24 protein-coding genes are annotated in these 24,682 nt (G+C 42.8%); 17 read left to right on the forward strand and 7 right to left on the reverse strand.

Annotated elements, in window-relative coordinates; translation table 11 throughout:
- Position 1 precedes the first annotated feature (1 nt).
- The 4 genes from HM131_RS05950 to HM131_RS05965 all read left to right on the forward strand — a co-directional run bounded on the left by HM131_RS05950 (position 2) and on the right by HM131_RS05965 (position 4,156).
- A complete protein-coding gene (locus HM131_RS05950) occupies positions 2 to 859 on the forward strand; it encodes a fumarylacetoacetate hydrolase family protein (protein WP_085028885.1) in 858 nt (285 codons plus the stop codon).
- A gap of 19 nt (positions 860 to 878) precedes the next feature.
- Positions 879 to 1,670 (forward strand): SDR family oxidoreductase, encoded by a 792-nt coding sequence (locus HM131_RS05955; RefSeq protein ID WP_085028886.1) that lies wholly within the window; start codon positions 879 to 881, stop codon positions 1,668 to 1,670.
- Positions 1,671 to 1,886: 216 nt separating this feature from the next.
- Positions 1,887 to 3,485, forward strand: coding sequence for an ATP-binding protein (locus HM131_RS05960; protein ID WP_085028887.1), 1,599 nt, complete (start codon positions 1,887 to 1,889; stop codon positions 3,483 to 3,485).
- A complete protein-coding gene (locus HM131_RS05965; protein WP_085028888.1) occupies positions 3,482 to 4,156 on the forward strand; it encodes a response regulator in 675 nt (224 codons plus the stop codon). The genes HM131_RS05960 and HM131_RS05965 overlap by 4 nt, the downstream gene beginning before the upstream one ends.
- A 167-nt stretch (positions 4,157 to 4,323) precedes the next feature.
- On the opposite strand, the gene HM131_RS05970 is transcribed toward HM131_RS05965, so the two are convergent.
- Complete coding sequence (locus tag HM131_RS05970) at positions 4,324 to 5,739, reverse strand: PQQ-dependent sugar dehydrogenase (protein WP_085031833.1); 1,416 nt, start codon at positions 5,737 to 5,739, stop codon at positions 4,324 to 4,326.
- A 178-nt stretch (positions 5,740 to 5,917) separates the two neighbouring features.
- On the opposite strand from HM131_RS05970, the gene HM131_RS05975 reads away from it, so the two are divergent.
- The 3 genes from HM131_RS05975 (at position 5,918) to HM131_RS05985 (ending at position 7,707) form a co-directional block, all read left to right on the forward strand.
- Entirely contained in the window at positions 5,918 to 6,571 is a 654-nt protein-coding gene (locus tag HM131_RS05975) for a hypothetical protein (RefSeq protein ID WP_085028889.1), read from the forward strand.
- A 77-nt stretch (positions 6,572 to 6,648) separates the two neighbouring features.
- A complete protein-coding gene (locus HM131_RS05980) occupies positions 6,649 to 7,089 on the forward strand; it encodes a hypothetical protein (protein ID WP_085028890.1) in 441 nt (146 codons plus the stop codon).
- A gap of 129 nt (positions 7,090 to 7,218) precedes the next feature.
- Positions 7,219 to 7,707 (forward strand): hypothetical protein, encoded by a 489-nt coding sequence (locus tag HM131_RS05985; protein ID WP_085028891.1) that lies wholly within the window; start codon positions 7,219 to 7,221, stop codon positions 7,705 to 7,707.
- Positions 7,708 to 7,874: 167 nt separating this feature from the next.
- Here the strand turns inward: HM131_RS05985 and HM131_RS05990 are convergent, their stop codons facing one another.
- The 4 genes from HM131_RS05990 to HM131_RS06005 are packed head-to-tail and all read right to left on the reverse strand — an operon-like array spanning position 7,875 to position 12,126.
- Positions 7,875 to 8,111 carry a twin-arginine translocase TatA/TatE family subunit gene (locus tag HM131_RS05990; RefSeq protein WP_085028892.1) on the reverse strand — a complete coding sequence of 79 codons (237 nt, stop codon included), beginning with the start codon at positions 8,109 to 8,111 and terminating at the stop codon, positions 7,875 to 7,877.
- Between the two features lie 21 nt (positions 8,112 to 8,132).
- On the reverse strand, positions 8,133 to 9,566 hold the full coding sequence (locus tag HM131_RS05995) for an alkaline phosphatase PhoX (RefSeq protein WP_232324885.1): 1,434 nt from the start codon (positions 9,564 to 9,566) through the stop codon (positions 8,133 to 8,135).
- A 27-nt stretch (positions 9,567 to 9,593) separates the two neighbouring features.
- Positions 9,594 to 10,328, reverse strand: coding sequence for a twin-arginine translocase subunit TatC (tatC, locus tag HM131_RS06000; RefSeq protein WP_085028893.1), 735 nt, complete (start codon positions 10,326 to 10,328; stop codon positions 9,594 to 9,596).
- Positions 10,329 to 10,371: 43 nt separating this feature from the next.
- A complete protein-coding gene (locus HM131_RS06005) occupies positions 10,372 to 12,126 on the reverse strand; it encodes an alkaline phosphatase D family protein (RefSeq protein WP_085028894.1) in 1,755 nt (584 codons plus the stop codon).
- Between the two features lie 450 nt (positions 12,127 to 12,576).
- On the opposite strand from HM131_RS06005, the gene HM131_RS06010 reads away from it, so the two are divergent.
- The 9 genes from HM131_RS06010 (at position 12,577) to HM131_RS06050 (ending at position 21,053) form a co-directional block, all read left to right on the forward strand.
- On the forward strand, positions 12,577 to 13,578 hold the full coding sequence (locus HM131_RS06010; RefSeq protein WP_085028895.1) for a tripartite tricarboxylate transporter substrate binding protein: 1,002 nt from the start codon (positions 12,577 to 12,579) through the stop codon (positions 13,576 to 13,578).
- Between the two features lie 24 nt (positions 13,579 to 13,602).
- On the forward strand, positions 13,603 to 14,106 hold the full coding sequence (locus tag HM131_RS06015; protein WP_332308731.1) for a tripartite tricarboxylate transporter TctB family protein: 504 nt from the start codon (positions 13,603 to 13,605) through the stop codon (positions 14,104 to 14,106).
- Positions 14,107 to 14,122: 16 nt separating this feature from the next.
- Positions 14,123 to 15,640: a tripartite tricarboxylate transporter permease gene (locus HM131_RS06020; RefSeq protein WP_408607108.1), complete on the forward strand. Its 1,518-nt coding sequence runs from the start codon at positions 14,123 to 14,125 to the stop codon at positions 15,638 to 15,640.
- Positions 15,641 to 16,023: 383 nt separating this feature from the next.
- Positions 16,024 to 16,854: an MIP/aquaporin family protein gene (locus HM131_RS06025; RefSeq protein WP_085028897.1), complete on the forward strand. Its 831-nt coding sequence runs from the start codon at positions 16,024 to 16,026 to the stop codon at positions 16,852 to 16,854.
- A gap of 31 nt (positions 16,855 to 16,885) precedes the next feature.
- Positions 16,886 to 18,379, forward strand: a complete 1,494-nt coding sequence (glpK, locus tag HM131_RS06030) for a glycerol kinase GlpK (RefSeq protein ID WP_085028898.1) — start codon at positions 16,886 to 16,888, stop codon at positions 18,377 to 18,379.
- 80 nt (positions 18,380 to 18,459) lie between these two features.
- Positions 18,460 to 19,455 (forward strand): dihydroxyacetone kinase subunit DhaK, encoded by a 996-nt coding sequence (gene dhaK, locus HM131_RS06035; RefSeq protein WP_085028899.1) that lies wholly within the window; start codon positions 18,460 to 18,462, stop codon positions 19,453 to 19,455.
- An 11-nt stretch (positions 19,456 to 19,466) separates the two neighbouring features.
- A complete protein-coding gene (gene dhaL, locus HM131_RS06040) occupies positions 19,467 to 20,081 on the forward strand; it encodes a dihydroxyacetone kinase subunit DhaL (protein WP_085028900.1) in 615 nt (204 codons plus the stop codon).
- Between the two features lie 6 nt (positions 20,082 to 20,087).
- Positions 20,088 to 20,471: a dihydroxyacetone kinase phosphoryl donor subunit DhaM gene (dhaM, locus tag HM131_RS06045; RefSeq protein WP_085028901.1), complete on the forward strand. Its 384-nt coding sequence runs from the start codon at positions 20,088 to 20,090 to the stop codon at positions 20,469 to 20,471.
- An 18-nt stretch (positions 20,472 to 20,489) separates the two neighbouring features.
- Positions 20,490 to 21,053, forward strand: coding sequence for a YhgE/Pip family protein (locus HM131_RS06050; protein WP_332308732.1), 564 nt, complete (start codon positions 20,490 to 20,492; stop codon positions 21,051 to 21,053).
- Positions 21,054 to 21,145: 92 nt separating this feature from the next.
- Here HM131_RS06050 and ald read toward each other — a convergent pair whose 3' ends face one another.
- Both ald and HM131_RS06060 read right to left on the reverse strand, forming a co-directional pair.
- Positions 21,146 to 22,273: an alanine dehydrogenase gene (ald, locus tag HM131_RS06055; protein WP_085028903.1), complete on the reverse strand. Its 1,128-nt coding sequence runs from the start codon at positions 22,271 to 22,273 to the stop codon at positions 21,146 to 21,148.
- A 107-nt stretch (positions 22,274 to 22,380) separates the two neighbouring features.
- On the reverse strand, positions 22,381 to 23,631 hold the full coding sequence (locus HM131_RS06060) for a PucR family transcriptional regulator (RefSeq protein ID WP_085028904.1): 1,251 nt from the start codon (positions 23,629 to 23,631) through the stop codon (positions 22,381 to 22,383).
- Positions 23,632 to 23,771: 140 nt separating this feature from the next.
- Between HM131_RS06060 and HM131_RS06065 the strand changes: the two genes are divergently transcribed.
- Entirely contained in the window at positions 23,772 to 24,530 is a 759-nt protein-coding gene (locus tag HM131_RS06065; protein WP_085028905.1) for a fumarylacetoacetate hydrolase family protein, read from the forward strand.
- Positions 24,531 to 24,682 lie beyond the last annotated feature (152 nt).

The following is a 24,682-nucleotide window of genomic DNA, read 5'->3' on the forward strand; positions in this document are numbered from 1 at the left end:
GATGCGTTTGGCAAATGTAAAATATGATGGGAAAGAGCAAGCAGCTGTAGTGGCTGATAGAGGCATGGTTTTTCCAATGCGTTCGATCAATCAACAATGTGGAGAATCATGGCCAGACCAATTTTTTGATCTCATCCAACCAGAGAGTTTTAAGCCGTTCCAAACATGGTGGGAGCAACAGGACCAGGCGCAGGTTGAAATAGTGAAGCCTAAGAAGTATCTCCCGTTATACCGGCATCCAAGAAAGATTTGGGGAATTGGGCTGAACTACGTGGATCATGCGTCTGATCTCGACGAAAAAGCACCCGAGGGTGAACCCGCCAGCTTTATGAAGCCGGACACGTCGATCATCGGTTATGAAGATACGATTTGTATTCCAGAACAATCGATGAGGACGACTGCAGAAGCAGAATTAGGGGTTATTATTGGTCAAAAGTGTAAGAACGTCTCTGAAGATGAGGCGAGTGATGTGATTGCGGGCTATACGACTATTATCGATATGACAGCCGAAGACATCTTAAGACGAAATCCAAGATATCTTACACGTTCGAAAAGCTTTGATACGTTTTTCAGCTTCGGTCCTCAGCTTTTGACACCCGATGAGATTACAGACGTTATGGAGTTGAAGGTCACGACTAAGATCAATGGACAAGCTCATCGGACCAATACGGTTAAAAAAATGACCTTCGACCCTTATTATCTAGTTGCCTTTCATTCAAAAGTGATGACGTTACTCCCGGGGGACATCATTTCCACAGGAACTCCAGGTGCAGTCGTAATCAGGGATGGAGATCTTATAGAATGCGAGATTGATGGGTTTGTTCCCTTACGTAATCCTGTTAAAGATCTAAAAGATTAATAGAAAGGAATGAAATGAGATGGACCTACAGTTACAAGATAAGTCCGTAATCGTACTTGCTTCAAGTAAAGGACTTGGAAAAGCAATCAGTACTGAATTTGCTAAAGAAGGAGCCAAGGTGCTGATCTCCAGCAGAAGTGAAGAAGAATTGGAAAAAGCGAAAGCTGAAATTCAGGAAGTGAGCGGAAACAAATATGTCGAGTATCAAGTCTGTGATGTAACGAAAAAAGATGACCTCGTTCAACTAGTTCAGAAAGCGATCGAGCTTCATGGAACCGTTGATGTTCTAATCAATAATGCAGGAGGTCCAAAAGCGGGTACGTTTGATGATTTTTCTGATCAAGATTGGCAGAATGCGTTCGAACTGAATCTATTAAGCTTTACGAGAGCGATTCGGGAAGTTCTGCCGTCGATGCGAGCTAAGCAGAGCGGCAGAATTGTAAATATCGCTTCTTCATCTATTAAGCAAACGTTAGACAATTTAATTTTGTCGAACACATTTCGTTCAGGAATCGTGGGACTTTCGAAGAGTCTCTCACAGGAGCTTGCGAGTGATAATATCTTAATCAACACTGTTGGACCAGGGCGTATTGCCACAGACCGCGTCGCAAGTCTTGATGAGAAGCGGGCGGCTCAGTTGGGTCTGTCTCCGGTTGAGTTGAGGGAGAAAACAGAGCAGTCGATTCCGTTGGGAAGGTACGGAGAGCCTGAAGAGTTTGCCAAAGCGGTTGTTTTTCTAGCGTCTGGTGCGAATACGTACATGACTGGCCAAGCGCTTGTAGTTGATGGGGGACTGGTGAAGGCGCTATAAGTTTGGGAAGCGGTTATCGGCGAATTTTTGGCTGGTATCGGCGAACGCTGATTTATATCGTCAAACGCTGATTTATACCAGCGAAAAATCACATATATCGGCGAACATTGAAAACTCTGCAATGAAAACCCGGCCGTGGCCGGGTTTTTTATATATAACCAATCTAGTATGTTATGATATTTGGAAGATAACGTTTACATAAAAGGAGCTCTCACCATGTCAAAAGGCTTCCGTGTATCCTTGCAAACTAAAATACTAGGCTTGGTTTTCATTATTATTGTCTCTGTTACGATCTTACTTGCCGGAATCTTCGCTTATTGGCAAAAGGAAGAGACGGAGGAAAAGATGGGGCAGCTCGCTTTGCAAGCGGCGACGACCGTTTCCTTTATGCCGACGATTAAAGAAGCGTTTGAGCGCGAAAATCCTTCTAAAATCATTCAGCCGATCGCCCTTCATATTCAAGAAGAAGTAGGCGCGGAATTTGTTGTCGTCGGTAATAATAACAGCATCCGTTATGCTCATCCGGATTCGTGGAAAATAGGCAAGCGCATGGTCGGGGGCGATAATGAAAAAGCCCTTAAAGGTGGGGAGTATTACATATCCAAAGCGAAAGGGTCTCTTGGTCCTTCCTTAAGAGGTAAGGCTCCTATATTTAACGATGACGGAGAGATCATTGGGATTGTGTCTGTCGGCTTTTTAATTGAAGATATCAATTCGGCGTTTGTTTCTAAGCTAGCGGATATAGCGGGAGTTGCAGTAGCCGTCATGATGCTCGGTGCGTTAGGGAGCTTTATGTTAGCCAGAAGCATACAAAAAGATACCTTAGGCTTGGAACCTTTTGAAATTTCCTCGTTATATCGCGATCGCGAAGCCATTCTTTCCTCAGTCAAAGAGGGGATCATTTCGATCGATCAAAACGGGCTTGTAACGATGATGAACCCATCTGCCATGACAATGCTTGATATTGAGTTTGACACAAAAGGAAAGTCGGTAGAGGAGGTATTTCCGAACACCCATATGCTTCGAGTACTGGAATCGGGGCTCCCGGAAAGTGATCAGGAGATGACGCTGAATAAACGGGTGGTCATCGTTAACAGAAAGCCGATTTTCGAGGATGGAGAAGTTGTCGGAGTTGTAGCAAGTTTCAGAGATAAGACGGAAGTCCGTGAAATGGTGAATGCTTTGTCTGAGGTGAAAAGGTATTCCGAGGATCTTAGAGCGCAAACGCATGAGTATACGAATAAAATGTATGTGATCTTAGGGCTGCTGCAGCTCGGTAACTATGACGAAGCGACCGAAATGATTCAGAGTGAATTCGAAACTTCCCAGGACCAGAACAGGATTTTATTCGACCAGATTAAAGACGATACGGTACAAGCTATTTTGTTAGGGAAAATCAGCAAAGCATCGGAGCAAAAAATCAATTTTACCATTGATGAAGAATCTTTCCTGGACGTTATTCCTGCTCATATCAACCGTTCCAAACTGGTGACGATCCTCGGAAATATTATAGATAATGCATTTGAAGCGGTCATGGACCAAGAGGAGAAGAAAGTAACGTTCTTTGCGACCGATGTTGGCAGGGAGATCGTATTTGAAGTTTCGGACACAGGACCAGGCATTCGTGAAAGCATGATGCCGTATTTGTTTATGAGAGGATTTTCAACGAAAGAAGGGGATCAGCGTGGCTTTGGGCTTTCTAACGTAGACGATATTGTGAGCGAATTAGGTGGATCCTTAGAAGTTGGAAAGTCAGAAAGTGGAGGAACGGTATTTTCAATATTTATCCCTAAGGAGAAAGGAGGATCTTCATGATCCGTGTCGTCATTGCTGAAGATGATTTTCGTGTGGCTCAGCTACATGAAAAATTTTTAGCGAGTGTTGATGAAGTACAAGTGGTCGGCAAAGCCTTGAATGCGAAAGAGACTCTAGCCCTTCTTAAGGAGGAAAATCCTGATTTATTGCTGTTGGACGTGTACATGCCTGATTGCCTTGGAACGGACTTGCTACATGAAATAAGAGAACATCATCCACGTGTAGATATCATTATGATTACCGCCGCCAATGATAAAGCGATGATTGAAAAATCCCTAAATTATGGTGTGATCGACTATATCATCAAGCCGATCACCATTGAGCGTTTCCATAAGACGATTGAGGAATACAAGCAAAAACGCACGATGATGAATTCTACTGAACACTTCGATCAATCGATGGTGGATCAGCTGATTGGGCGGAGGAAAACAGCAGTTAAGAAAGAAGAGTCTGTCCCTAAAGGTATCGATCCCTTAACGCTCGATAAAGTGAGAACCATGCTGGCTGAAACGCCAGAGGGAATGACCGCTGAACAGACGAGTGAAAAAATGGGGGCTTCTAAGACCACGGCAAGAAGGTATTTAGAATATTTGATTTCGATTGATGAAGGAAAAGCAGAGATGCGTTACGGGAAAGTGGGCCGGCCTGAGCGGAAATATTTTTTAGAGTAGACCGACCAAAGGGGGGCAACAGACAAGAAGTACGAAATCAAAAAGGAGAATCCCAATCTATATGAAGAAATTTTTGGTTTTTACGAGTTTATTTATAAAAAAATATTCATCGTGTTGAATTGAAAATTATCTCACAACGTAAATCATTTATATTTTATTTGTGCCCATCAAGGAATAATCTCAAAAATACTGCCCTGGTTAAGATCAGTCACTTTCATAGAGCTATAAACCCCTAAATATAATCTGGATTGGTCTAGATTCGTTCCCAAACTAACATAATAAGAAGGTTGAGCCCCAAAATTATAATCGGTTTCAATAACACTAAAATCATTTCGTTCACAATCTGGTCTTACCCGGGTATAAGCTAGCACCCCTTTATTCTGAGTTTGAGAGTCTTCCCTTCGAAGAAGATCCGTAAATACGACACTTCCCGTTAAAGCAGGGATCCCGTTTCCCGTATATGGCTGAACTCCTGTAAGTGCAGTTCCTTTAAACTTATCAGGACGGGAATCTTGATGGAAATAACTAATTAAAGGTGGAATTCTCTTTACTGAAGTTTTAACTGCTTCATTGTAAAAAGCGATAGTTTTCTGATCCAAACTGGGATTTGCAGAACAGCCCCTTATGATCGAAGTAGGAAAAGAACCTTCCCATCCCCGCCAACCAAAGTTAATAACTCCTTCTTCATCGGGAGCGGGTTCCATTAAAGAAGTTTGAGTAAGCTGAGTAACCGGGATCGGTTTATAATGGACGAACGAAAAGATCGACTCAACCAGATCCTGCCCGACATTTCCTGCATATTTAATATACTGATTGTAATTTCTTTGAAATGAAATCCCAGGGATATTGCGGACCCCTTTGGCAATGACCGTGAGTGTTTCCTGAATAGGTATGGGTAGTTCATAAAAACGTGAGACTACGGGGGGATTATTGATAGATGTATGTTTAGCTACATCAATTTCAATTATTTTACCTGCGATTTCCATCTGATCCTGACTTAAATTAAATGGATCATAGCCTGATCCGCCATCTCCGGTCGTTAAAACAAGTCTTCCTGTTTCAGGTGAAAAGTTTAAGCTGTTCACACCATTATGATTAGAAAAGGGTCTTCTTAAATTAAGTAGTGTCCGTCTTTTTTGAGGTTGACCATTTGATGTAAGAATCCATTCTTCCACTGTGTCAATATGATCATATTGAGTCCCCCTATTTGTCCACCTTAGATTTAAAGTGTCGGGGTCACATGGGTCAGGATTAAAAGATTTAGGAAGAGCTCCTGGACCTTGTGTTCCTGCTGCTGAATAGTGAAGATATAACAACCCGTTGTAAAAAAATGCGGGATGAAACGCTAGTCCCAGCAATCCACGCTCATCATACCCGCCACCAGAACCCCCTAGCTTAATGATTCGCTGGCGAATATCTAAAAAAGTCCTAATATCTCCGTCTCCTATGTAAAAAATTTCTCCTGCCTGAGTTGCAATAAATAATCTTTCCAATGTGTCACCTGGAAGTATAGCCGTTTTCAAAACAGTTGGTAAATTTATCTTATCTACAATAGGGCGCAATCTAACCTTAATCTTTCTCAACTGTTTTTTCACTCCTCCTAATTATTTTCTTTTTTAAGAATATGGCTAGATCTGTTTTGATAGTACCAATTAGGGCCGCAGAGTCTTCAAGGCAGTCGTTCCAGATACATTAAACGAAGACTCATTCCTTGGAATTAAGGGAGTTATTTAAGCGGGCGTTGGAGGAGGTAAAACTTATTTGAATCAATATGAGGATAATAGCAAGAAAAGAGACAACTTGTCTCTACGTGCATTTACCTATATGGGGGTGTCAGATGTGGCCATTTTTCAAAAAGTAACCTCTAATGTTTGGAGAGATGAGTTAATCCCAACTATAGACAATTATTCTAAGACAATGCGGCTTGTAGTTGGTGCCCTATTAGGTTCGATAGTCGTTATTTTTCAATCTGCGGGGGTTTTCACTGGGGTTGGTTATTTACTGAGCATGATGAGCACTGGTCCTCTTGTACTCGCCTGCTTAATGGCACTTAGAATAGGTGTGATGACTTATTTAGTAACCATATTTCTATTAGCAATTCTCCAGCCAAGTGAGCTATTGGTGTTCATATTTACCACAGGGATATTAGGACTCAGTTTAGGCATTGGTCTTAAGTATTTTAAGAGAAGCATTTTTATTATTCCATTTGCAGCTTTATGTTTAACGCTAGGTATCAGTATATTATTATATGGGTTGAAATTTTCGATACTGGGACCATCAATAAAATCGCACTTTAATAGTATGGTTATTTTAGGAACATTTTTCTTTTCGTTAATGTATAGCTGGATTTGGAAAAAATTGAGCATTTCTACTTTCAAGGTCTTCAACAAAGTTTTTTCTCGCCGATTCTCTTAACAAAAATAAGTTTTGCCCTTGCATGGCTTCTTCTTTATCAATCTAGCTAATACAGAATTCTTCAGCGAGGTGATTACTTGAATAATAAAAATAAAATAATCGTCAGTATCGTGGTAGTTTTATTGATCATGGCAATACCAGGCTTCTATATGATAGAACAAGAAGAAGAAAGACAGGATCTGATCAAAAGTCTCACCTCCCTTGAGAATTCTTCCGATAGACTAGAAAGCTATGTTCAAAATGCGGAAAATGATGGTTTCACAATGAGTGAGACTAAAAACATGCAGATTTTTAAATCGTTTTTTGATGGTCAAGCAACACAGGTGGTTGAAGACCTAGAGGAATATCGCCATGACGAATCTCTCAACAACAGGGTTGAACATGCACAAGTAGATTTTTGGCATGAATTTCGTCGCTCTCTAGAAGAGGGAGAAATAGACAAAGGTTTCTGGAATTCTGTAGCAGATTTTAAGAGTGTAACGGAAGAGCTTAAAGAGGAATTTGATTACAGCCATTGATCAAGGATTCAAGCTGTTTTTAAAAACCAGGGGAATATCTTTTAAGATTACCTCAACGCTTTAGTGTGGTATTTATTACCTTTTTTCAGCACATAAATACTTGGTATATTGGGATATAGAGGTGGTTTTTTGCTTCCAACTATATCTTTAATCATTTTTGCTATATCTTTTGTTACTACAATCATCGGTGGTTCAACCCATCACTTCTTACTACTGACTGTAAGTATTACGCTTGCAAGTATGACATGGATTATTTTTTCATTATCTTTTAATAAAAATTCGAAGCACATTAAGAAGAAATTTCGAGGCACTCCAATGTCAGTCTTTCGTTTGGTTTTTTTACTGGCTGGTGTTGCATGTGCGCTCATATCGTCCATCTATCTGAGAGATCTACCTCATTATGTTCATAAGGACTATGAAACTTTGAAGGGGGTTCCGTCTAAAGTTAAACAGGTTAACCCCTCTCGATATGAAGGTAATGGAATAGATATTACTCTAAATGGTAAAGAATTTAGAGTAAACGGTAATTTTAATGTTGAAAATCTACGCGATAAGCAATTTGTCATTCAGTACCTACCTTATTCAGACTGGATCATATCTTATAAAGTTGATGATTAATTCATTTGAAATTCATGGATTTGAGAATGAAATTTCGTAAAGGTGTAAGTTAAAGAACCGATGAAAATCAACTAGACTAATCTCAATTATTAGAAATGGTTAGCTAAAATCAAAAGATCATCTAAGAAAACGTCCAGAGTTAGGTACCCTGGACGTTTTTTAGATGATTAACTTCCTGTATTTTGCTTCTTGTTCTGTTCTACAGGTTTCAGTTTCTGGTTTTCACTCGCAGTTTCATCCTCTTTGTCATTGTTTCCGTTTACCAAATCATTAGTAGCATTTTTAAACTCTTTCAGTGTACTTCCAAATGCCCGGCCAATTTCAGGTAGTTTTGAAGGGCCAAAAATAATTAACGCGATAACTAGCACTAAAATTAATCCTGGGATTCCGATATTTGATAACATACAATCCGCCTCCTGATATTGTTATAGAATGGGCAAGCCGTGGCGTTCGAATGCGACAGCTTCTAGGTCTGACATTCCTTGCACCTCTGCGAACGCAGAAAGTTTGTCCGATACTTTTGGTGCGTAAGCTGCCGGTGGTGTCGCATGTCCCATCAATCTTCTGCGAGCTGCGTTTTTTCTCTTAAACGGTCCCCAGATGGCAAAGGTCATTCCAGGGGATTGGACATTAATAAAGAATGTACGGCCATCAGTGGAAAATGTGGGTCCAGCAAGCTCGGAATTATTCAATTTATTTTCAGCGAACACGTAAGTCTCGCCTTCAGGTGTTATACCAATAACACGGTCGACACCTCCACCGTCTTCGGCAATCCACAAATCTCCCCATGGGGTGATGCAGATATTATCCGGCATTTCCAAATCATTTTGGTCTGTAGATTCATAGAAAAGCTCCAGTGTATTGGTAGATGGGATATAGCGATAAACACGACCCAAGCTTTTATCTCCAGCAGACGTATCATCAAACCAGAAGACTCCACCTTCGAAATAGGCTCCTTCTAAACGGCTGAAGGCAATACATCCTTTTTTTCCAGCATCAAGTGTCGGTTTGTCAGGATCTACATCTTTCCATACAATATCGTATTTCCGACCTGTATAGAATTCGCTTGTTTCCTTGGTACTCATTTCTTCGATCGCTGCTGCTTGAAGCTGGCCTCCTTTTTGCAGCGCGCCTGCCCGCTGGCTGCGATCGTTTGGAAGGAAACGGTACAAGTAGCTTGGCCCGGCGTCTTCTGTTAGATAAACAATTCCTGTAGCGGGATCGATTGCTGTTGCTTCATGAGAAAAAGCTCCCATATCTCGGATTGGTGTTTTGGAAAGTTTGTTCTCTGGATCATGCGGGTCTACTTCAAACACATAGCCATGTCCCTCTTCCAATGTTTCTTCGCAAGTAAGCCATGTACCCCAAGGTGTGGCTCCACCCGCGCAGTTACGGATTGTTCCAGAAGAGGAAACATATTCTTTTCTTAATTTACGATCTGGGCCAACCACTAAAGAAGTGGTCCCTCCTGTTTCTTCTCTACGGTAAGGGTTTTTTCCAATAACTGGGTATTGAGTGTTTCCGCTTAACTCATGATTCCGTACTAATACAGTTGAGTTATTAGGGCCGGCATAAGCGGCCATCCCATCGAATTTAGCAGGAATGGGTCTGCCGTCAGACAGCTTTCCGCCTTCTTCTGAAATAATTCGATACTGAAATCCGCGAGGGAGATCCATGACACCGCCTGGATCTTTAACAAGCGGACCATACCTGCCTGCAGCCTTGCTGTTCTTCCCTGTGCCGGCAAACACTTTATATTCACCTAAAGACATTAAACCAGTAGTCCCCAATGCCAGTGCAGCGGTGCTCATTCCGGTTGCTTTGAGAAAATCTCTTCGATTCATATGGGATTTATTCAAACCGATAACCTCCTATTAGGTATTCCATTAGGCGACATTAGATTTTGCTGTCTGAGTAGCCAGACGTTTTTTATAGGCGATGGTGGAGCACGAAATGCTGATTTCATATAAAAGAAGTAAGGGTAGAATCACAAGCACATCTGATAGAAAATCAGGTGGTGTAATTAGCACGGAAATAACAATCAGCAAAAAGTAGGAAACTCTTCTTGATTTTTTTAATTTAGCTGGATGTAAAATTCCGAGAACAGTAAGAAAAACGATAACTAATGGCATTTCAAACAATAAACCAAAGGGTACAGTCATGTGCAGCATAAATCGGAAGTACTTTTCCGCTGTGAACATGGTTTCAAACTGTCCTTCTGAAAGAGAGGTTAAAAAGTTAAGAACAATCGGGAAAAGAAGAAAATATCCGAATGCTATCCCAATAATAAATAGAAAGAATAAAGCTGGGATAAAACGTAAGGTTACTTTCCTTTCCGTTTGACTAAGACCTGGGGCGACAAAACGCCAAATTTGATAGGCGGCTACAGGGATGGTTGCAGCTAGTGCGCATACAGCGGCAATCATTAAATAGACCCATAAAATTTCGCTTGGTCCAAGAATAGCAAGTTTCATATCTAAGTCTCGGATCAACCATTGGTAGATAGGCTTCATAAAGGCCAGCCCAGCAATCAGGAAGCAGATAAAAGCAAGGGCTGTTTTAATTGTCCTGCTCCGTAACTCTTCCAGGTGGCCGATCACCTGCAGGTTGCGATCTTCCATTCCATTTGCCTCCTTGATGTCGATCACTTCTCTCTCTTTATTCTTAATTCATTTGCTTTTGCTTACCTTTTTGTTCTTGTTTCTTATGGGCGCGGGTGTGGGCTTTATGTCGATCTTCTTCTACCTCAGAAGATCGCTGTTTTCCTTGAGGAACGGTCGACGTTGATATTTCCTTTAGTCCTTCCTGGTCTTTTTCATAAACAAAGGATGCTCTAGTAGAAATGTCTGCGCCAGGAGTTGTGACAAAGGGAACCACACGATAATCCGTTCTCCATTGACTTGGCGTTACATGGCAGCGGACATAGCCTCGATAATCATTGAAAAATTTAATATGATCGTTTTGGTCGAGGATCCGGTCGGTGTCCGCACGTTTGTCCGCTCCGTTTCCACCAGAAGTGATAGATGTTCCAACGAATTCAGCTCCAAGCATTTTGGAAGTTGAGTCATCAAAATCGGCCAGGATGTTCGAAGCCCAGTTGGCATGCACATCACCTGTTAAGACAATCAAATTATCCAATTCTTTTTTACTCGCGAAATTAGTAATACGCTCTCTTGCCGGTGTATAGCCGTCCCACGCATCCATGCTGTATAAAGGCTTCTCAGGGCTTGGACCATAATTTCTTTTAGCAAAAAAGATTTGTTGTGCAAGGATATTCCAGGACGTATTTGAGTCCTCAAGATGATCAAGGACCCACTTTTCCTGCTCGTCTCCTAACAGTGTGCGAGTAGGATCCAGGGATTCCTCGGTCTGTGGTGAGCTCTTATCTCCATTGGCCTGATCGGAACGATACTGCCGGGAATCAAGAACCATAAAATTCGCTAAGTTCCCGTAGGAGAATTGACGGTATAACTGCATGTCTGCACCATGAGGCATGGAAGACTGCCGTAACGGCATATGTTCATAATAGGCTTGATATGCTGCAACTCGGCGTTTGACGAATGCTTCAACAGACTGGCCTTTTTCTGGAATCATATCAGCATAGTTGTTCTCTACTTCATGGTCATCCCATGTGACGACCCAAGGAAATGCCGCATGAGCTGCCTGCAAGTTTTTGTCTGAACGGTACTGAGCATGACGGTTGCGGTAATCTTCGAGTGATCTAATTTCGGGGCCTTTATGTGTTCTTACATTTCCGGTACCCGACACGTATTCGTCAGGTCCGTATTCATAAATGTAATCCCCAAGATGGAAAACAAGGTCAAGATCTTCTTTTGCCATATGTTTATAAGCTGTATAGTAGCCATGCTCATATTGCTGGCAGGAAGCGAAAGCAAAAGACAGGCTGACAACCTCAGAACCTCTGGCTGGGAGGGTTTTTGTTTTTCCAATTGGACTGAAATCCTTCCCGACCTTAAAACGGTAGTAATATTCCGTATTAGCTTCGAGACTTTCTACTTCTGCATGGACAGAGTGTGCGAGCGCCGGGCTTGCAACTTCTGTCCCGCGCTGTACGATATGACGGAAATGTTCATCTTTGGCCATTTCCCATTTGACAGGAATTCTCCGATCCTGCATCCCTCCTCCGTTTAATGGATCTATTGCCAGACGTGTCCATAAAACCACACTATCCGATAGAGGGTCTCCAGAAGCTACCCCCAGCAGAAACGGGTATTCTTGAAACTCGACTTCTTCTGCAGAAATGGACAGTCCACCCATGGATTGAGCAATCACCATCCCTAAAGAAATGCTAGCCACTTTTCCTGCTCCTTGAAGGAAATTTCGACGGTCGACACCTTTATGTAAGGTCTCTTCATTAAGCTTTTGAATCCAGTCTCCCATTTGTCTTTCCTTTGTCATTTGGAATGCTCCTTTCGCAAACGTTTAATGAATGTAACAACCTGTATTATAGAGAGCGTTTTTGAATTATTTGTAAATAGATGTAAATAGAGGAGAAATAAGGATGGGTGAATAAGACTAGTGGAATGGATACGTTTCGTGGTTTTGTTATCTGAATAATCGCGAAATAAAAGAAAATTCATCCAAATTCGGCACTTTTACTTACTCTTTCTGGCCCATTTTTTTTAACATCTGGAAAAAGAAATCTAAATAAATAAATTCAAGCTGGATTCACTCTGAAACGTTAAACGTGGATATAGATTAAATAGAAGCATAGGGAAGTCGTGGTTTTTATTTGGTTTATTCAGATTAATATTTTTAAAACAGCCTATTTTGAAAACGGTTACATTTTTGTTGCTCTCTTTTACTATGAAATACAAGATCAAATTAATAGAGAAGGAGAGAGCGTTGATGAAGAAATTTTATTTGTTCGCTATTTTATTTTTACTCGCATTTATGACAGCTTGCGGAAGTGAAAATGCAAGCTCGGAAAATTCCGGGGACGGAGAATGGACACCACAGAAGCCAATTGAAATTGTGGCTCCTAGTGGTGCAGGTGGCGGCTGGGATACAACCGCCAGAAGTGTTGCGAAAATCATGGAAGACGAAGGAATCATTGAAGAAGATATCGGTGTGGTTAATAAGCCAGGTGGGGGTGGTGCTGTAGGCTGGTCATACATCAACAGTACAAACAACCCGCACAACCTTTTCGTATCTTCCCCGCCGCTGATTTTTGTCCCGTTAAATGGTCAATCGGATTTATCTTATGAAGACTTTACCCCGCTATCTAACTTAATTGCTGACTACGGTGCGTTTGCTGTAGCGAAGGATGCCAAGTGGGACGGGCTTGATGAACTATTCGCTGATATGAAAGACGATCCAAGCAGTGTAACGGTCGTCGGGTACTCTTCTCCTGGATCTATGGATCACATGCAATTTGTAGCGCTTGCGAAGGAAGCAGGAGTAGATATTAAGAAAATTAAATACGTTTCTGCTCAGGATGGCGGAGCGTTGACACAAATATTGAATGGAAGTGCTGATGTATTTTCTACAGGTGTAGCGGAGACCGTTGAGCAAGTGAAAGCAGGTAAAATCAAAGTTCTTGGCGTGACTTCTGAAGAGCGTCTAGAAGGAGACGTTATCTCTGAATTCAAAACGGCGAAAGAGCAAGGTATTGATGCGACGTTTGTAAACTGGAGAGGGTTCTTTGGTCCGAAAGATATGGATCCATCAGCCGTGAAATTTTACGAAGAGAAATTCAAAGCGGTCAGCGAATCAGAAGCTTTTGCAGACATCCGTGCTAAATACGGCTGGGATGAAATGTATATGAACAGTGAGGAATATCAGAAATTTTTGAAAGAACAGACAAAAGAGCTAGGCAGTCTATTAGATGAACTTGGTCTTGGAAAATAAGGATGAGACTGGAGGAAGGCCTGCTTGGATGCAGGCCTTTTCTCAAAACTGGATAAGAAGGTGATGAACGTGCTCAAAACAATGAATCAAAAAATTAGCGTCTTTCTTATTTTATTTGGGGCCGGTTATTTGTATCTAACTTATAACCTTAAAGAATATCCTTACGTTCCGATTGACTCTGATTTCATTCCTAGGGCTTTAGGATTCATTTTAATTGGACTGGCGGTTTTCTTATTTTTTGATAAGTCTTCAGAAACAGAGGAAGAAAAGAAGAAACGTACGGTTCCGAAAAAAGAAATTCTCGTTCTTATTGCCGTTGGCGTAATGATTTTTGCTTATATATTCTTATTTGAAATGCTTGGGTTTTTACTAACAACCGCTTTATTTGTATTTTTCTGTTCGTGGTTCTTGGGTTATAAAAATTGGGTGAGTAATGTCCTTGTTTCCATCATTTTTCCTTCAGCTCTTTATTATCTCTTTAATTACTTACTTCAAATTCGTCTGCCTCAAGGAATATTACCATTTTAAAGGGTGTGGATAAATTATGGCACTAGACGGTCTATTAGAAGGCTTTCAAGTCGCATTTAGTTTGCAAGGAATTCTATTTGTGTTAATCGGTGTGGTGACGGGTACGCTCATCGGAATGATGCCAGGGCTCGGTCCGATTAGTGCAATCGCAATTATGATCCCTGTCACGTATGGGATGAATCCATCAACGGCATTAGTCATGATGGCAGGGGTTTATTATGGAGCTGTCTTTGGAGGATCGACCTCTTCTATTCTTTTGAACGCTCCAGGGATATCAGGCACAGTGGCGACTTCCTTTGACGGTTATCCGATGGCTCAACGAGGAGAAGCCGGAAAAGCGTTGGCGATTGCGGCGATCTCTTCTTTTACGGGAGGAACAATTTCTGTCATCCTTCTCATGCTATTTGCACCAGCGCTCGCCCAAGTGGCCGTTTCTTTTGGTCCTCCTCAGTATTTTGCCCTTATGTTTCTAGGGCTGACGGCGATTGCAAGCTTGTCAGACGGCTCGACTATCAAGGCGTTGATTTCAGCGACGATTGGCTTCATCGTTGCGACCATTGGGATTGACGCCCAGACAGGTACGAACCGGTTTACGTTCGGTAACCCGAATTTAATGGAAGGGATCGACTTTTTAGTCATTGCCCTCGGACTTTTCGCTTTAGCTGAAGTATGTTTTTTGATTCTGAACCGGAAAGACCGTTCATTAAGTAAACAAAGTGACATAGGAAATCTTAGGTTAACTAAACAGGATTTCAAAGAAATGAAAGGACCGATGTCGCGGCAATCGTTTCTTGGATTTCTGCTCGGCGTCCTGCCTGGAGCCGGTGCCACGATTGCTTCTTTTATAGGTTATATTACAGAGAAGCGGTTGTCGAAGAAGTCTGATGAATTTGGAAAAGGTTCGATTAAAGGGCTGGCTGCTCCAGAAACCGCCAACAATGCAGCGACGAGCGGAGCTTTTGTCCCGCTATTGAGTTTAGGGATCCCAGGTTCTGGGACAACGGCGGTTATGCTGGGTGCTTTTCTAGTGCTAGGAATTCAGCCAGGTCCCTTGCTCGTACAGGATCATCCGGACGTCTTCTGGGGAATCATTGCCAGTATGTATATCGGAAACGTGTTCTTACTGATTCTGAACCTGCCGCTCATTCCATACATCGCGAAAATATTGAAGATTTCCCGTCCTCTATTGATTTCGTTAGTGATCACGTTCAGCTTGATCGGTGTGTATTCCATCAGCTTTAGTACGTTTGACCTGTACTTGCTCTTAGCTTTTGGTCTGATTGGATACTTGATGCGGTTATTCTCTTTTCCGGCTGCCCCATTTATTTTAGCGTTTATCCTTGGTGGAATGATGGAACAGGCTTTTCGTCAAGCGCTTACCGCTTCCGGGGGAAGTATGATGGTGTTTGTAAAAGATCCGATTTCCATCTCCTTGTTTGTAGTCAGCCTTTTGTCTTTTATTGTTCCGTTTATTCGTAAAGGGAAAAAGGAAGAAATCGAAGAGGATGAAGAACAACAGTATCATGCGAATTAGCGCTTTTTCTTATGGAAATCAACCAGATGAAAAGGTTTATCAGCGAAATCAGTAGTATATCGGCGAATGACGAAATATATCATCAAATGCTGATTTATATCAGCGAAATGGTGTGTTATATCAACTAACTTGCAAAATATGAAAAAATCCTCAATATAAAATAGGAAAAATCTACTGTTTTGTCACAAAATGAAGGAATATTCTAACTTTTGTTGACACCGCTTACATTAGCGCTTATAGTAGTGTTAACAAGTTAAGCATGTGACGGAGACGAGGAGACTCACACAGAATCAGTACTTTTAGCAAAAGTACGTTATTCGGTGTGGGTCTCTTTTTTATTAAAACGCATGTAGCTTGAAAAATTTTATAGGGGAGTGTGGCTCATGTCGGAATTTGTTGCAGAGCTTATTGGCACAATGATTCTGATCATTTTTGGTGGAGGCGTTGTTGGCGGTGTCGTGTTGAAGAACTCCAAAGCCGAAGGTGCCGGATGGGTTGTGATTACAATTGGGTGGGGACTTGCTGTTGCGATGGCGATCTATGCTGTTGGTAGTTTTACTGGTGCTCATATCAATCCTGCGGTAACGCTTGGTTTGGCATCCATTGGCGATTTTCCATGGAATAAGGTTCCGCTCTATATCTCGGCTCAAATGATTGGTGCATTTATCGGTGCTTGTATCGTTTTCCTTAATTATCTTCCTCATTGGGACAAGACAGATGACCAGGGTGCGAAGCTTGCTGTTTACTCTACAGATCCTGCTGTACGCAGTCCTTTTTCTAACCTTTTAAGTGAGATGATTGGGACATTTGTACTCTTGATGGGGATTCTATTTATTGGCGCGAATGAGTTTACCGAAGGATTAAATCCGCTGATTGTCGGTTTATTGATTGTTGCGATCGGTATGTCCCTTGGGGGCGCCACAGGGTATGCGATCAACCCAGCTCGTGATTTAGGACCGAGAATTGCTCATGCAATTCTGCCGATACCTAGAAAAGGTGGTTCTGATTGGGGATATGCCTGGATTCCAGTGGTTGGGCCCATTTTAGGCGGTGTATACGGATCAGTTTTTTATCAAGCTATTTTCGTTCAAGAATACTCCACTGCATTCTGGGTGCTGACCCTTATCGTAGCCGTCATTATAGTGGGAGCGGCGACTTCAGAGCTAAAAAAGGGCAGTACGGTAAGTGATAAAGTAGAACAAAAGATCAGCTAAATTAAATTTTGTATAGAGGAGAGGATTTTTTATGACAGAGCAGTACATCTTATCGATTGATCAGGGGACGACGAGTTCAAGAGCTATTCTTTTCGACAAGTCTGGGACGATTGTAGAAACAGGCCAGAAAGAATTCGAGCAATTTTTCCCGAAACCAGGCTGGGTAGAACATGATGCGAATGAAATTTGGACATCTGTCCTTGCTTGTATTGCCGATGTGCTAAGAAAGTCAGATGTAGATCCATCCCAAATTGCTGGCATCGGAATCACGAACCAGCGGGAAACGGCTGTTGTCTGGGACAGACATACTGGAAAGCCGATCTATCATGCGGTTGTCTGGCAGTCCAGGCAAACAGAGGATATTTGTAAAGAATTACGCAGTGCCGGTCATAATGACTTGTTCAGAGAAAAAACAGGCTTGTTGCTGGATCCATATTTCTCCGGTACCAAAGTAAAATGGATGCTCGATCATGTGGATGGGGCAAGAGAAAAAGCGGAAAATGGCGACCTTATGTTTGGAACCATTGACACATGGCTTGTGTACAAGCTGTCCGGTGGTAAAGCCCACATCACAGATTACTCCAATGCTTCTCGTACATTGATGTATAACATCTATGATCTCAAGTGGGATGACGAGCTGCTTGATATCCTTGGTGTTCCAAAATCAATGCTTCCAGAAGTGAAATCCTCATCTGAAGTTTATGCAAACACAGTTGATTATCACTTCTTCGGTCATGAAGTTCCTATTGCGGGAATTGCCGGAGACCAGCAGGCTGCCTTGTTTGGTCAGGCTTGTTTTGAAAAAGGAATGGCAAAAAATACGTACGGAACAGGCTGCTTTATGCTGATGAACACAGGAGAAGAAGGCGTACCGTCAGAGCATGGTCTCTTGACTACACTAGCGTGGGGACTTGATGGAAAAGTGGAGTACGCGTTAGAAGGAAGTATTTTTGTAGCGGGTTCTGCTATTCAGTGGCTGAGAGATGGTTTGAAGATGATTGAAAACGCTCCTGATACGGAAGACTATGCGACTTCTGTTGATTCGACAGATGGCGTCTATTTAGTCCCGGCATTTGTAGGACTTGGAACCCCTTATTGGGATAGTGATGCACGGGGAGCTGTCTTCGGTCTTACACGTGGTACAACGAAAGCTCACTTTGTCCGTGCGACATTGGAGTCTTTGGCCTACCAAACGAAGGACGTCCTTGATGCAATGATTGCCGACTCCGGCATTGATTTGAAAGCCTTGCGTGTGGATGGAGGAGCCGTTAAGAATAACTTCTTGATGCAGTTCCAGAGCGACATCCTTGGTGTGCCGGTTGAGCGTCCAGTCGTTCAGGAAACGACGGCTCTTGGAGCGGCGTTCTTAGCTGGGCTTGCTGTCGGGTACTGGAAAGATAAAGAAGAAATCAAAGCACAGTCCACGAATGATCGTACATTCACTGGTGAAATGAGTGATAGCCAGCAGCAGGAATTGTATAGCGGATGGCAAAAAGCGGTTGAAGCAACAAGAAAATTCAAGTAAACAGATCACACCTATGACAGGCACCTTTAATAATGGAAGGGTGCCTGTTTTCATACTTAAAGAAGGGTGAGGAGAAAACAATGAAGAAGTTAATTAATGATCCTAATCAGGTCGTGACAGAAATGCTTGAAGGAATTGTGTCAGCTTATCCTGAATCGATGAAAAGAGTAGAGGGGACGACGTGCATCGTACGAAAAGATGCCCCTGTAAAAGATAAAGTGGCCCTGGTGAGCGGAGGAGGAAGCGGTCACGAGCCTGCTCATGCTGGATTTGTTGGGCAAGGAATGCTGGATGCTGCTGTCGCAGGAGAAGTCTTTACTTCGCCTACGCCGGACCAGGTTTTGGAAGGGATTAAAGCGGTAGATGGTGGGGAAGGTGTATTGTTAGTCATCAAAAACTACACAGGTGACGTGATGAATTTTGAAATGGCAGCTGAACTAGCGGAGGCTGAAGGAATCAATGTAGAGAAAGTCGTCGTGAATGACGATGTTGCTGTGGAAGACAGCTCCTTCACCACGGGACGAAGAGGGGTAGCAGGGACTGTTTTTGTTCATAAATTGGCCGGAGCAAAAGCTGAGGCTGGCGGCTCGTTACTTGAAGTCAAAGAGGTAGCGGAAAAAGTTATTGCTAATGTCCGTTCCATGGGTGTCGCATTAAGTCCATGTATAATGCCAACTTCAGGTGAGCCTGGTTTTGAGTTGGCAGAGGACGAAGTGGAAATGGGAGTCGGTATTCACGGCGAACCAGGTATCGAAAAGAAGAAACTTGTTACTGCCAACGAAATCGCTAAGGAGCTGACTGAAAAAGTTCTGCCGGAGTTGGAGTTGGACCGTTCAGTTGAAGTAGCCGTTATGGTAAATGGTATGGGAGCAACGCCCGAGATGGAATTATACGTTGTTAATCGTAAAATTCAAGCGATCTTATCTGAAAAAGGCGTTCAAGTACATGAAACTTTTATTGGTGAATACATGACATCACTGGAAATGGCCGGCTGCTCACTCACCGTTTTGAAATTGGACGATGAACTAAAGGAACTGCTGGATTCGCGATCAAAAGCACCAGCATTTCGGAAGTAGGGGGCTTTCAAATGGAACTTGATGTAAGACAAACGGTAGACTGGATGGTTAAAGCAAACGAGAAGGTACAAGAGCAGAAGGATTATCTGTCTCAGCTTGACCGTGCGATTGGTGATGGAGATCACGGGATCAATATGGCCCGTGGTTTTCAGGAGATCGCAAATACTCTACCTAATGAAGAGTTCGAAGAGGTGTCCGATGTACTGAAGAAAACGGCTACAATCGTTATGTCCAAAGTAGGAGGGGCATCCGGCCCCTTGTATGGTACCGCTTTTCTAAAAATGTCTATGGAGAGTAAAGGATCAAACGTGGATGGTGAGACATTTGAAAAGATGGTTGGTGCTGCGGTTGAAGGTCTCAAGCAGCGTGGGAAGGCAAAAGAAGGAGAAAAGACGATGATTGACGTTTGGTCTCCCGTGCTCGATGTTTTGAAGGAAGTATCCGAAATTAATGGAGAGAAAATTAGAGAAGCTGCCCATACCGCCATGGAAGCCACTAAAGATATGGTCGCAACAAAAGGACGAGCCGCCTATCTGAAGGAACGATCAAAAGATCACCTGGATCCAGGTTCAGTATCTTCTTATTATCTATTTGAAGCGTTAGCAGAAACATTGGAGAAAGGGTGAGGAACCATGGCCAATGTAGACATTGTACTCGTCTCTCATAGTGAAAAGATAACCGAAGGCATCAGGTTTTTGATAGAAGAAATGGTAGGCGGTGTATCGGTTCAGGCGGCTGGAGGCAATGAAGCAGGCGGAATTGGAACAAGTTTTGATAAAGTACAAAACGCTTTTAAGAATGTAGGAGAAGCGGGTGCGGTGGTTTTCTATGATTTAGGAAGCTCACAGATGAATGCGGAGATGGCCATCGAAATGCTGGAGCTTGAGAATGTCCACTTGTCTAGCGCGCCTATAGTAGAAGGAGCGTATTTGGCTGCAGTTGAATCGAGTGTAGGAAAATCAGTCAATGAAATTTTGGAGGAGTTAGAAATAGAGTTTGGTAAAGTGAATTCATAAGCAGTGCTGTCTCTGTGGGTGGGAGCGCTATTACTAGTATCTCTCCTTTCTACTGATCCTGTTCAGATGAGTGACTACCGTACTCATGAGCAATATTTCGGTAAACTGGCGACGTTTGTCAGTATAGGTTTTTTACAGACGCTTGTCGTAACACTAGGAAATCTTTACGTGCTAAATATTGGAATTGCAGAGAGTGTTCCTTTTGTTTTATTTGGACTAGGGATCAGCTTTGTGTTCATGACCATTGTCTATACCCTCGTTTCCGTATTTGGAGATGTAGGGAAAGCCGCAGCAATTGTTATGCTTGTTTTGCAAATTGCTGGATCTGGCGGTACGTATCCTGTCGCGTTATTGCCTGAATTTTTCCAAATGGTACATCCATTTCTGCCTTTTTCTTATGCGATTGACTTAATGAGAGAAGCGGTAGGTGGAATCGTAGCCGCTCGTGTAGGAACGGATCTCAAGTTTTTAGCCGTATTTGCAGCAATGATCCTGAGTGTAGGTGCTTTCTTAAAAGGACCTTTGCAGAAGGGAACCAATCAATTGATGAAGAAATCAAGAGAATCTGGATTATTCCTTTAATCCCAAGAAACCTTCAGAACCTTTTATTAATAAAGGGCTGAAGGTTTTTTGATATAAAAGATCCCCTCCATATGAATGGAGAGGATTGATCATTACGAGTGAGCAAGCTGTTTGAATGCTTCGCGAACCGGTACATATTCATAACCAAGGTCACGAGCCACTGCTTCGTACGTCAATTTGCCGTTCACAGTGTTGACGCCTTGCTCAATCGCTGGATTTTCGATTGCTTCCGTTACACCTTTTGAAGCAATTTGGATCGCATAAGGAATCGTTACATTCGTCAAGGCAATGGTTGCTGTTCGTGGTACAGCACCTGGGATGTTAGCGACTGCATAGTGCAACACGCCGTGTTTTTCATAAATTGGGTTGTCGTGTGTTGTGATATGATCAACCGTCTCAAAGTTACCGCCTTGATCGATGGCAACGTCTACAATGACAGAGCCTTCTTTCATCGATTTAACCATGTCTTCAGTAACAAGTTTCGGTGCTTTTGCTCCTGGAATTAATACGGCACCGATCACGAGGTCTGCTTCTTTTACAGCTTCTGCAATATTAAATGGGTTAGACATAAGCGTTTGAATGTCAGATCCGAATTGGTCATCGAGCTCACGAAGACGATCTGGATTTAAGTCAAGAATCGTTACGTGGGCCCCAAGTCCGATCGCGATTTTAGCTGCATTCGTGCCGACGATTCCGCCGCCGATGATGACAACTTTTCCACGGGACACACCTGGTACACCGCTTAAAAGGATTCCTTTTCCGCCGTAGGATTTTTCAAGATATTGTGCACCGACTTGTGTCGCCATGCGCCCAGCAACTTCACTCATTGGTGTAAGCAGTGGTAGTTTATTGTTTGCTGTTACCGTTTCGTAGGCAATCGCTGTCACTTCGTTTTCTAAAAGTGCTTCCGTTAGCTCTGGTTCCGCAGCCAGGTGAAGGTATGTGAATAGGATAAGTCCTTTTCGGAAGTAGCCATACTCAGCTGGAAGCGGCTCCTTCACTTTCATGACCATCTCTGCTTGAGCCCAAACATCGGAAGCGCTTTCAATGATTGTGGCACCAGCTTGTTTGTACTCTTCGTTGGTAAAATTACTGCCCTCTCCTGCGTTCGATTCAATAAGAATTGTGTGGCCAGCTCTAATCAGGTTCACAACGCCCGATGGAGTGATCGCCACTCTGTTTTCGTTGTTTTTAATCTCTTTTGGGATTCCGATAATCATGGAAAAGGTCCACCTTTCGTTTGTTGTTTGTAACGAAAGTATAGCCTGCCTTTGTTTATTTTTGTTTAGTGAAATATGAAAAAATAAACGGGAGGGTTTGTGTAAAATCACAAACTCTCCCGTTCGTTTTCTTCGATTAATAAATCTAAGTAAAGCGTGGTTTTCTGATTCGCATCCTTAAAATCTACGTTTCCGATTTCTTTGATCCGTTTTAGTCGGTAATTTAATGTATTTGTATGAATGTGCATATGCGCAGCGGCTTTATGAACATTGCTGTTCTGTTGTAAAAACACGCGTAGTGTTTCTAAAAGCATGGACTTATTCTTGGCATCATAGTTACGGATTTTTTCAATTGTGTCATTCCGATAGTTTTCCTGTTTTTGAAGAGCAGACAGCTCGTTGATGAATTGGTAAACGCCAAGATCCTGATAACTGTCGACATCGGCGAGCGGCTTAGGGTATTCTTCTTTCAGTTCAAGTACTTTCAATGCCTGTTTATAGCTTGAGCTAATAGCATCGGGGCTATCGTAGATGAGACCAAAAGCAGCCCGCATATCCTCAAAATCCAGGCGCTCTTTCATTTTTTGAGTAAAATCACGAATGAATGTCTGACTGACTTCTGCCGCATCGACTTTATTATTTGTACGAACTAACAAGATCAGTTGTTTATCATCAAAAAGACGTGTCACGACGCGCGTTTGATGCAGCGTTTCTGTGAGGTAGTAGGCATGGCGCTCAACGGATTGGCTCATTTCTTCAGTAAATTCAAAAACAGCAACACAAAGCTGACCTTCAAGTGAGAGATCAAATCGCTTTGCGTGGCGATTGATTTCCGTTTTATGACGTAACGTGCCCGTTAAAAGCTGCCAGAAAAACTCCTTTTGATTCTCTTCGGTTTTTCTTTTTTTAGCTTGCTGGCGAAGCAAGTGGTGGCTGACCAGCTGTGAAGCATCTTTCATCTGCTGCAAGTGGTGAGCGTCTATTGGTATATCGTTCGTTTGTGCCCAGATGAAGCCAAGGATTTCTTTATTTTTACGAACGGCAATGGCCACACGGTTTCCAAGCCCAATCTCACTAATTTTATCGATTACGATCGGTTCGCTGCTTTCAAATAGATGAGACATGATGCCCTGCTTCCAAAGTCCATTGACGACGTGTTCAGGAACTTTCCTTCGCATGATCGTGGCGGTACGTGCATCATCCACATTGGTTTCGTGTTTGCTGTAAGACACGATCCGATGGTTGGCGTCCTCTATCGTTACCGGACAGCCTAAGTTTTCGGCGATGCGATCCGCTAATCCTTCCGGTGAGTCGAATAAGTCTTTGAAAGAGTTGTTTGGATGTAGGGAATGACTCATAGCTGTCGCTCCTTCAGGTTCAAGTTAGCCTTATTTTATCATTGTTTTCGGCCAAGGGGCATCCCCTTTTTGCTTGATAAGAATCCAGAAAATTGCCATAATTAGCTTTAAGTAAACGCATAAGGAAAGGGGAGAAGACAATGAAGTACCTCCGTTATAAAAAAGATGGGGACGTTTGTTTTGGTGTATTGGAAGACGATCGGGTGACGAAACTAGATGGAAATTACATAGAAGGGACTGCAGAGAAGACGTCTGTCACGCTAGGTTTGGAAGAGGCGACGATTTTGCCGCCTGTGGATGCAGGTCAGGTGATCGGGATCGGATTGAACTATGCTCTCCATGCAGAGGAGCAAGGAAAGCCATTGCCTGATGAGCCAATGATGTTCATGGTCTCTCCGAGCTCTGTGATTGGGGAAGGTGAAGAGATTGTCCTGCCGACATTAGACCACCGAATTGATTATGAAGCTGAGCTTGCCATCGTGATTGGCAAAGAAGCAAAAGATCTTTCCAGAGAGAATGCACTCTCTTATGTTTTCGGCTACACATGCGGGAATGACGTGTCTGATCGTCATTTGCAGAAGAAAGATGGACAGTATACGAGAGCGAAATCCTATGCTACTTTCAAACCGCTTGGTCCTGTCATTGAGACGGAGTTGAATCCGAATGACGTGGGGATCAGCCTAACGTTGAATGGAGAAACGAAGCAGGAATCAAGGACGTCCGATTTAATTCATACGGTTGAAGATGTACTTATGGAAATAACAGCAGTGATGACGCTTAAACCTGGCGACGTCATATTAACAGGAACACCGTCTGGCGTAGGCCCGTTGTCACCAGGAGATCAGGTGGAAGTAGAGATTGAAGGAATCGGCAAATTAACGAACCACGTTCAAAAATAAAAGGAAGCCGGAGCAACCTAGCGCATAGGTGCCTCCGGCTTTTTTTGTGGTTTAGTGTAAAAACCCCTAAACACCCTCCCCTCAGGTCATCCATTAATTTCCACCTCAGGTCATCCAGATTTTGGATGACCTGAGGATCCAGGATATGGTTT

Origin of the sequence: Halobacillus mangrovi (assembly GCF_002097535.1) — a bacterium.
Taxonomy (GTDB): Bacteria; Bacillota; Bacilli; order Bacillales; family Halobacillaceae; genus Halobacillus; species Halobacillus mangrovi_A.

What these genes read in the sequence shown, in the direction of transcription:
- HM131_RS05950 (WP_085028885.1), top strand. Translation starts at nt 2, where the DNA reads ATGCGTTTGGCAAATGTAAAATATGATGGGAAAGAGCAAGCAGCTGTA.
- HM131_RS05955 (WP_085028886.1), top strand. Translation starts at nt 879, where the DNA reads ATGGACCTACAGTTACAAGATAAGTCCGTAATCGTACTTGCTTCAAGT.
- HM131_RS05960 (WP_085028887.1), top strand. Translation starts at nt 1,887, where the DNA reads ATGTCAAAAGGCTTCCGTGTATCCTTGCAAACTAAAATACTAGGCTTG.
- HM131_RS05965 (WP_085028888.1), top strand. Translation starts at nt 3,482, where the DNA reads ATGATCCGTGTCGTCATTGCTGAAGATGATTTTCGTGTGGCTCAGCTA.
- HM131_RS05990 (WP_085028892.1), bottom strand. Translation starts at nt 8,111, where the DNA reads ATGTTATCAAATATCGGAATCCCAGGATTAATTTTAGTGCTAGTTATC.
- tatC (WP_085028893.1), bottom strand. Translation starts at nt 10,328, where the DNA reads ATGGAAGATCGCAACCTGCAGGTGATCGGCCACCTGGAAGAGTTACGG.
- HM131_RS06005 (WP_085028894.1), bottom strand. Translation starts at nt 12,126, where the DNA reads ATGACAAAGGAAAGACAAATGGGAGACTGGATTCAAAAGCTTAATGAA.
- HM131_RS06010 (WP_085028895.1), top strand. Translation starts at nt 12,577, where the DNA reads ATGAAGAAATTTTATTTGTTCGCTATTTTATTTTTACTCGCATTTATG.
- HM131_RS06020 (WP_408607108.1), top strand. Translation starts at nt 14,123, where the DNA reads ATGGCACTAGACGGTCTATTAGAAGGCTTTCAAGTCGCATTTAGTTTG.
- HM131_RS06025 (WP_085028897.1), top strand. Translation starts at nt 16,024, where the DNA reads ATGTCGGAATTTGTTGCAGAGCTTATTGGCACAATGATTCTGATCATT.
- glpK (WP_085028898.1), top strand. Translation starts at nt 16,886, where the DNA reads ATGACAGAGCAGTACATCTTATCGATTGATCAGGGGACGACGAGTTCA.
- dhaK (WP_085028899.1), top strand. Translation starts at nt 18,460, where the DNA reads ATGAAGAAGTTAATTAATGATCCTAATCAGGTCGTGACAGAAATGCTT.
- dhaL (WP_085028900.1), top strand. Translation starts at nt 19,467, where the DNA reads ATGGAACTTGATGTAAGACAAACGGTAGACTGGATGGTTAAAGCAAAC.
- dhaM (WP_085028901.1), top strand. Translation starts at nt 20,088, where the DNA reads ATGGCCAATGTAGACATTGTACTCGTCTCTCATAGTGAAAAGATAACC.
- ald (WP_085028903.1), bottom strand. Translation starts at nt 22,273, where the DNA reads ATGATTATCGGAATCCCAAAAGAGATTAAAAACAACGAAAACAGAGTG.
- HM131_RS06060 (WP_085028904.1), bottom strand. Translation starts at nt 23,631, where the DNA reads ATGAGTCATTCCCTACATCCAAACAACTCTTTCAAAGACTTATTCGAC.
- HM131_RS06065 (WP_085028905.1), top strand. Translation starts at nt 23,772, where the DNA reads ATGAAGTACCTCCGTTATAAAAAAGATGGGGACGTTTGTTTTGGTGTA.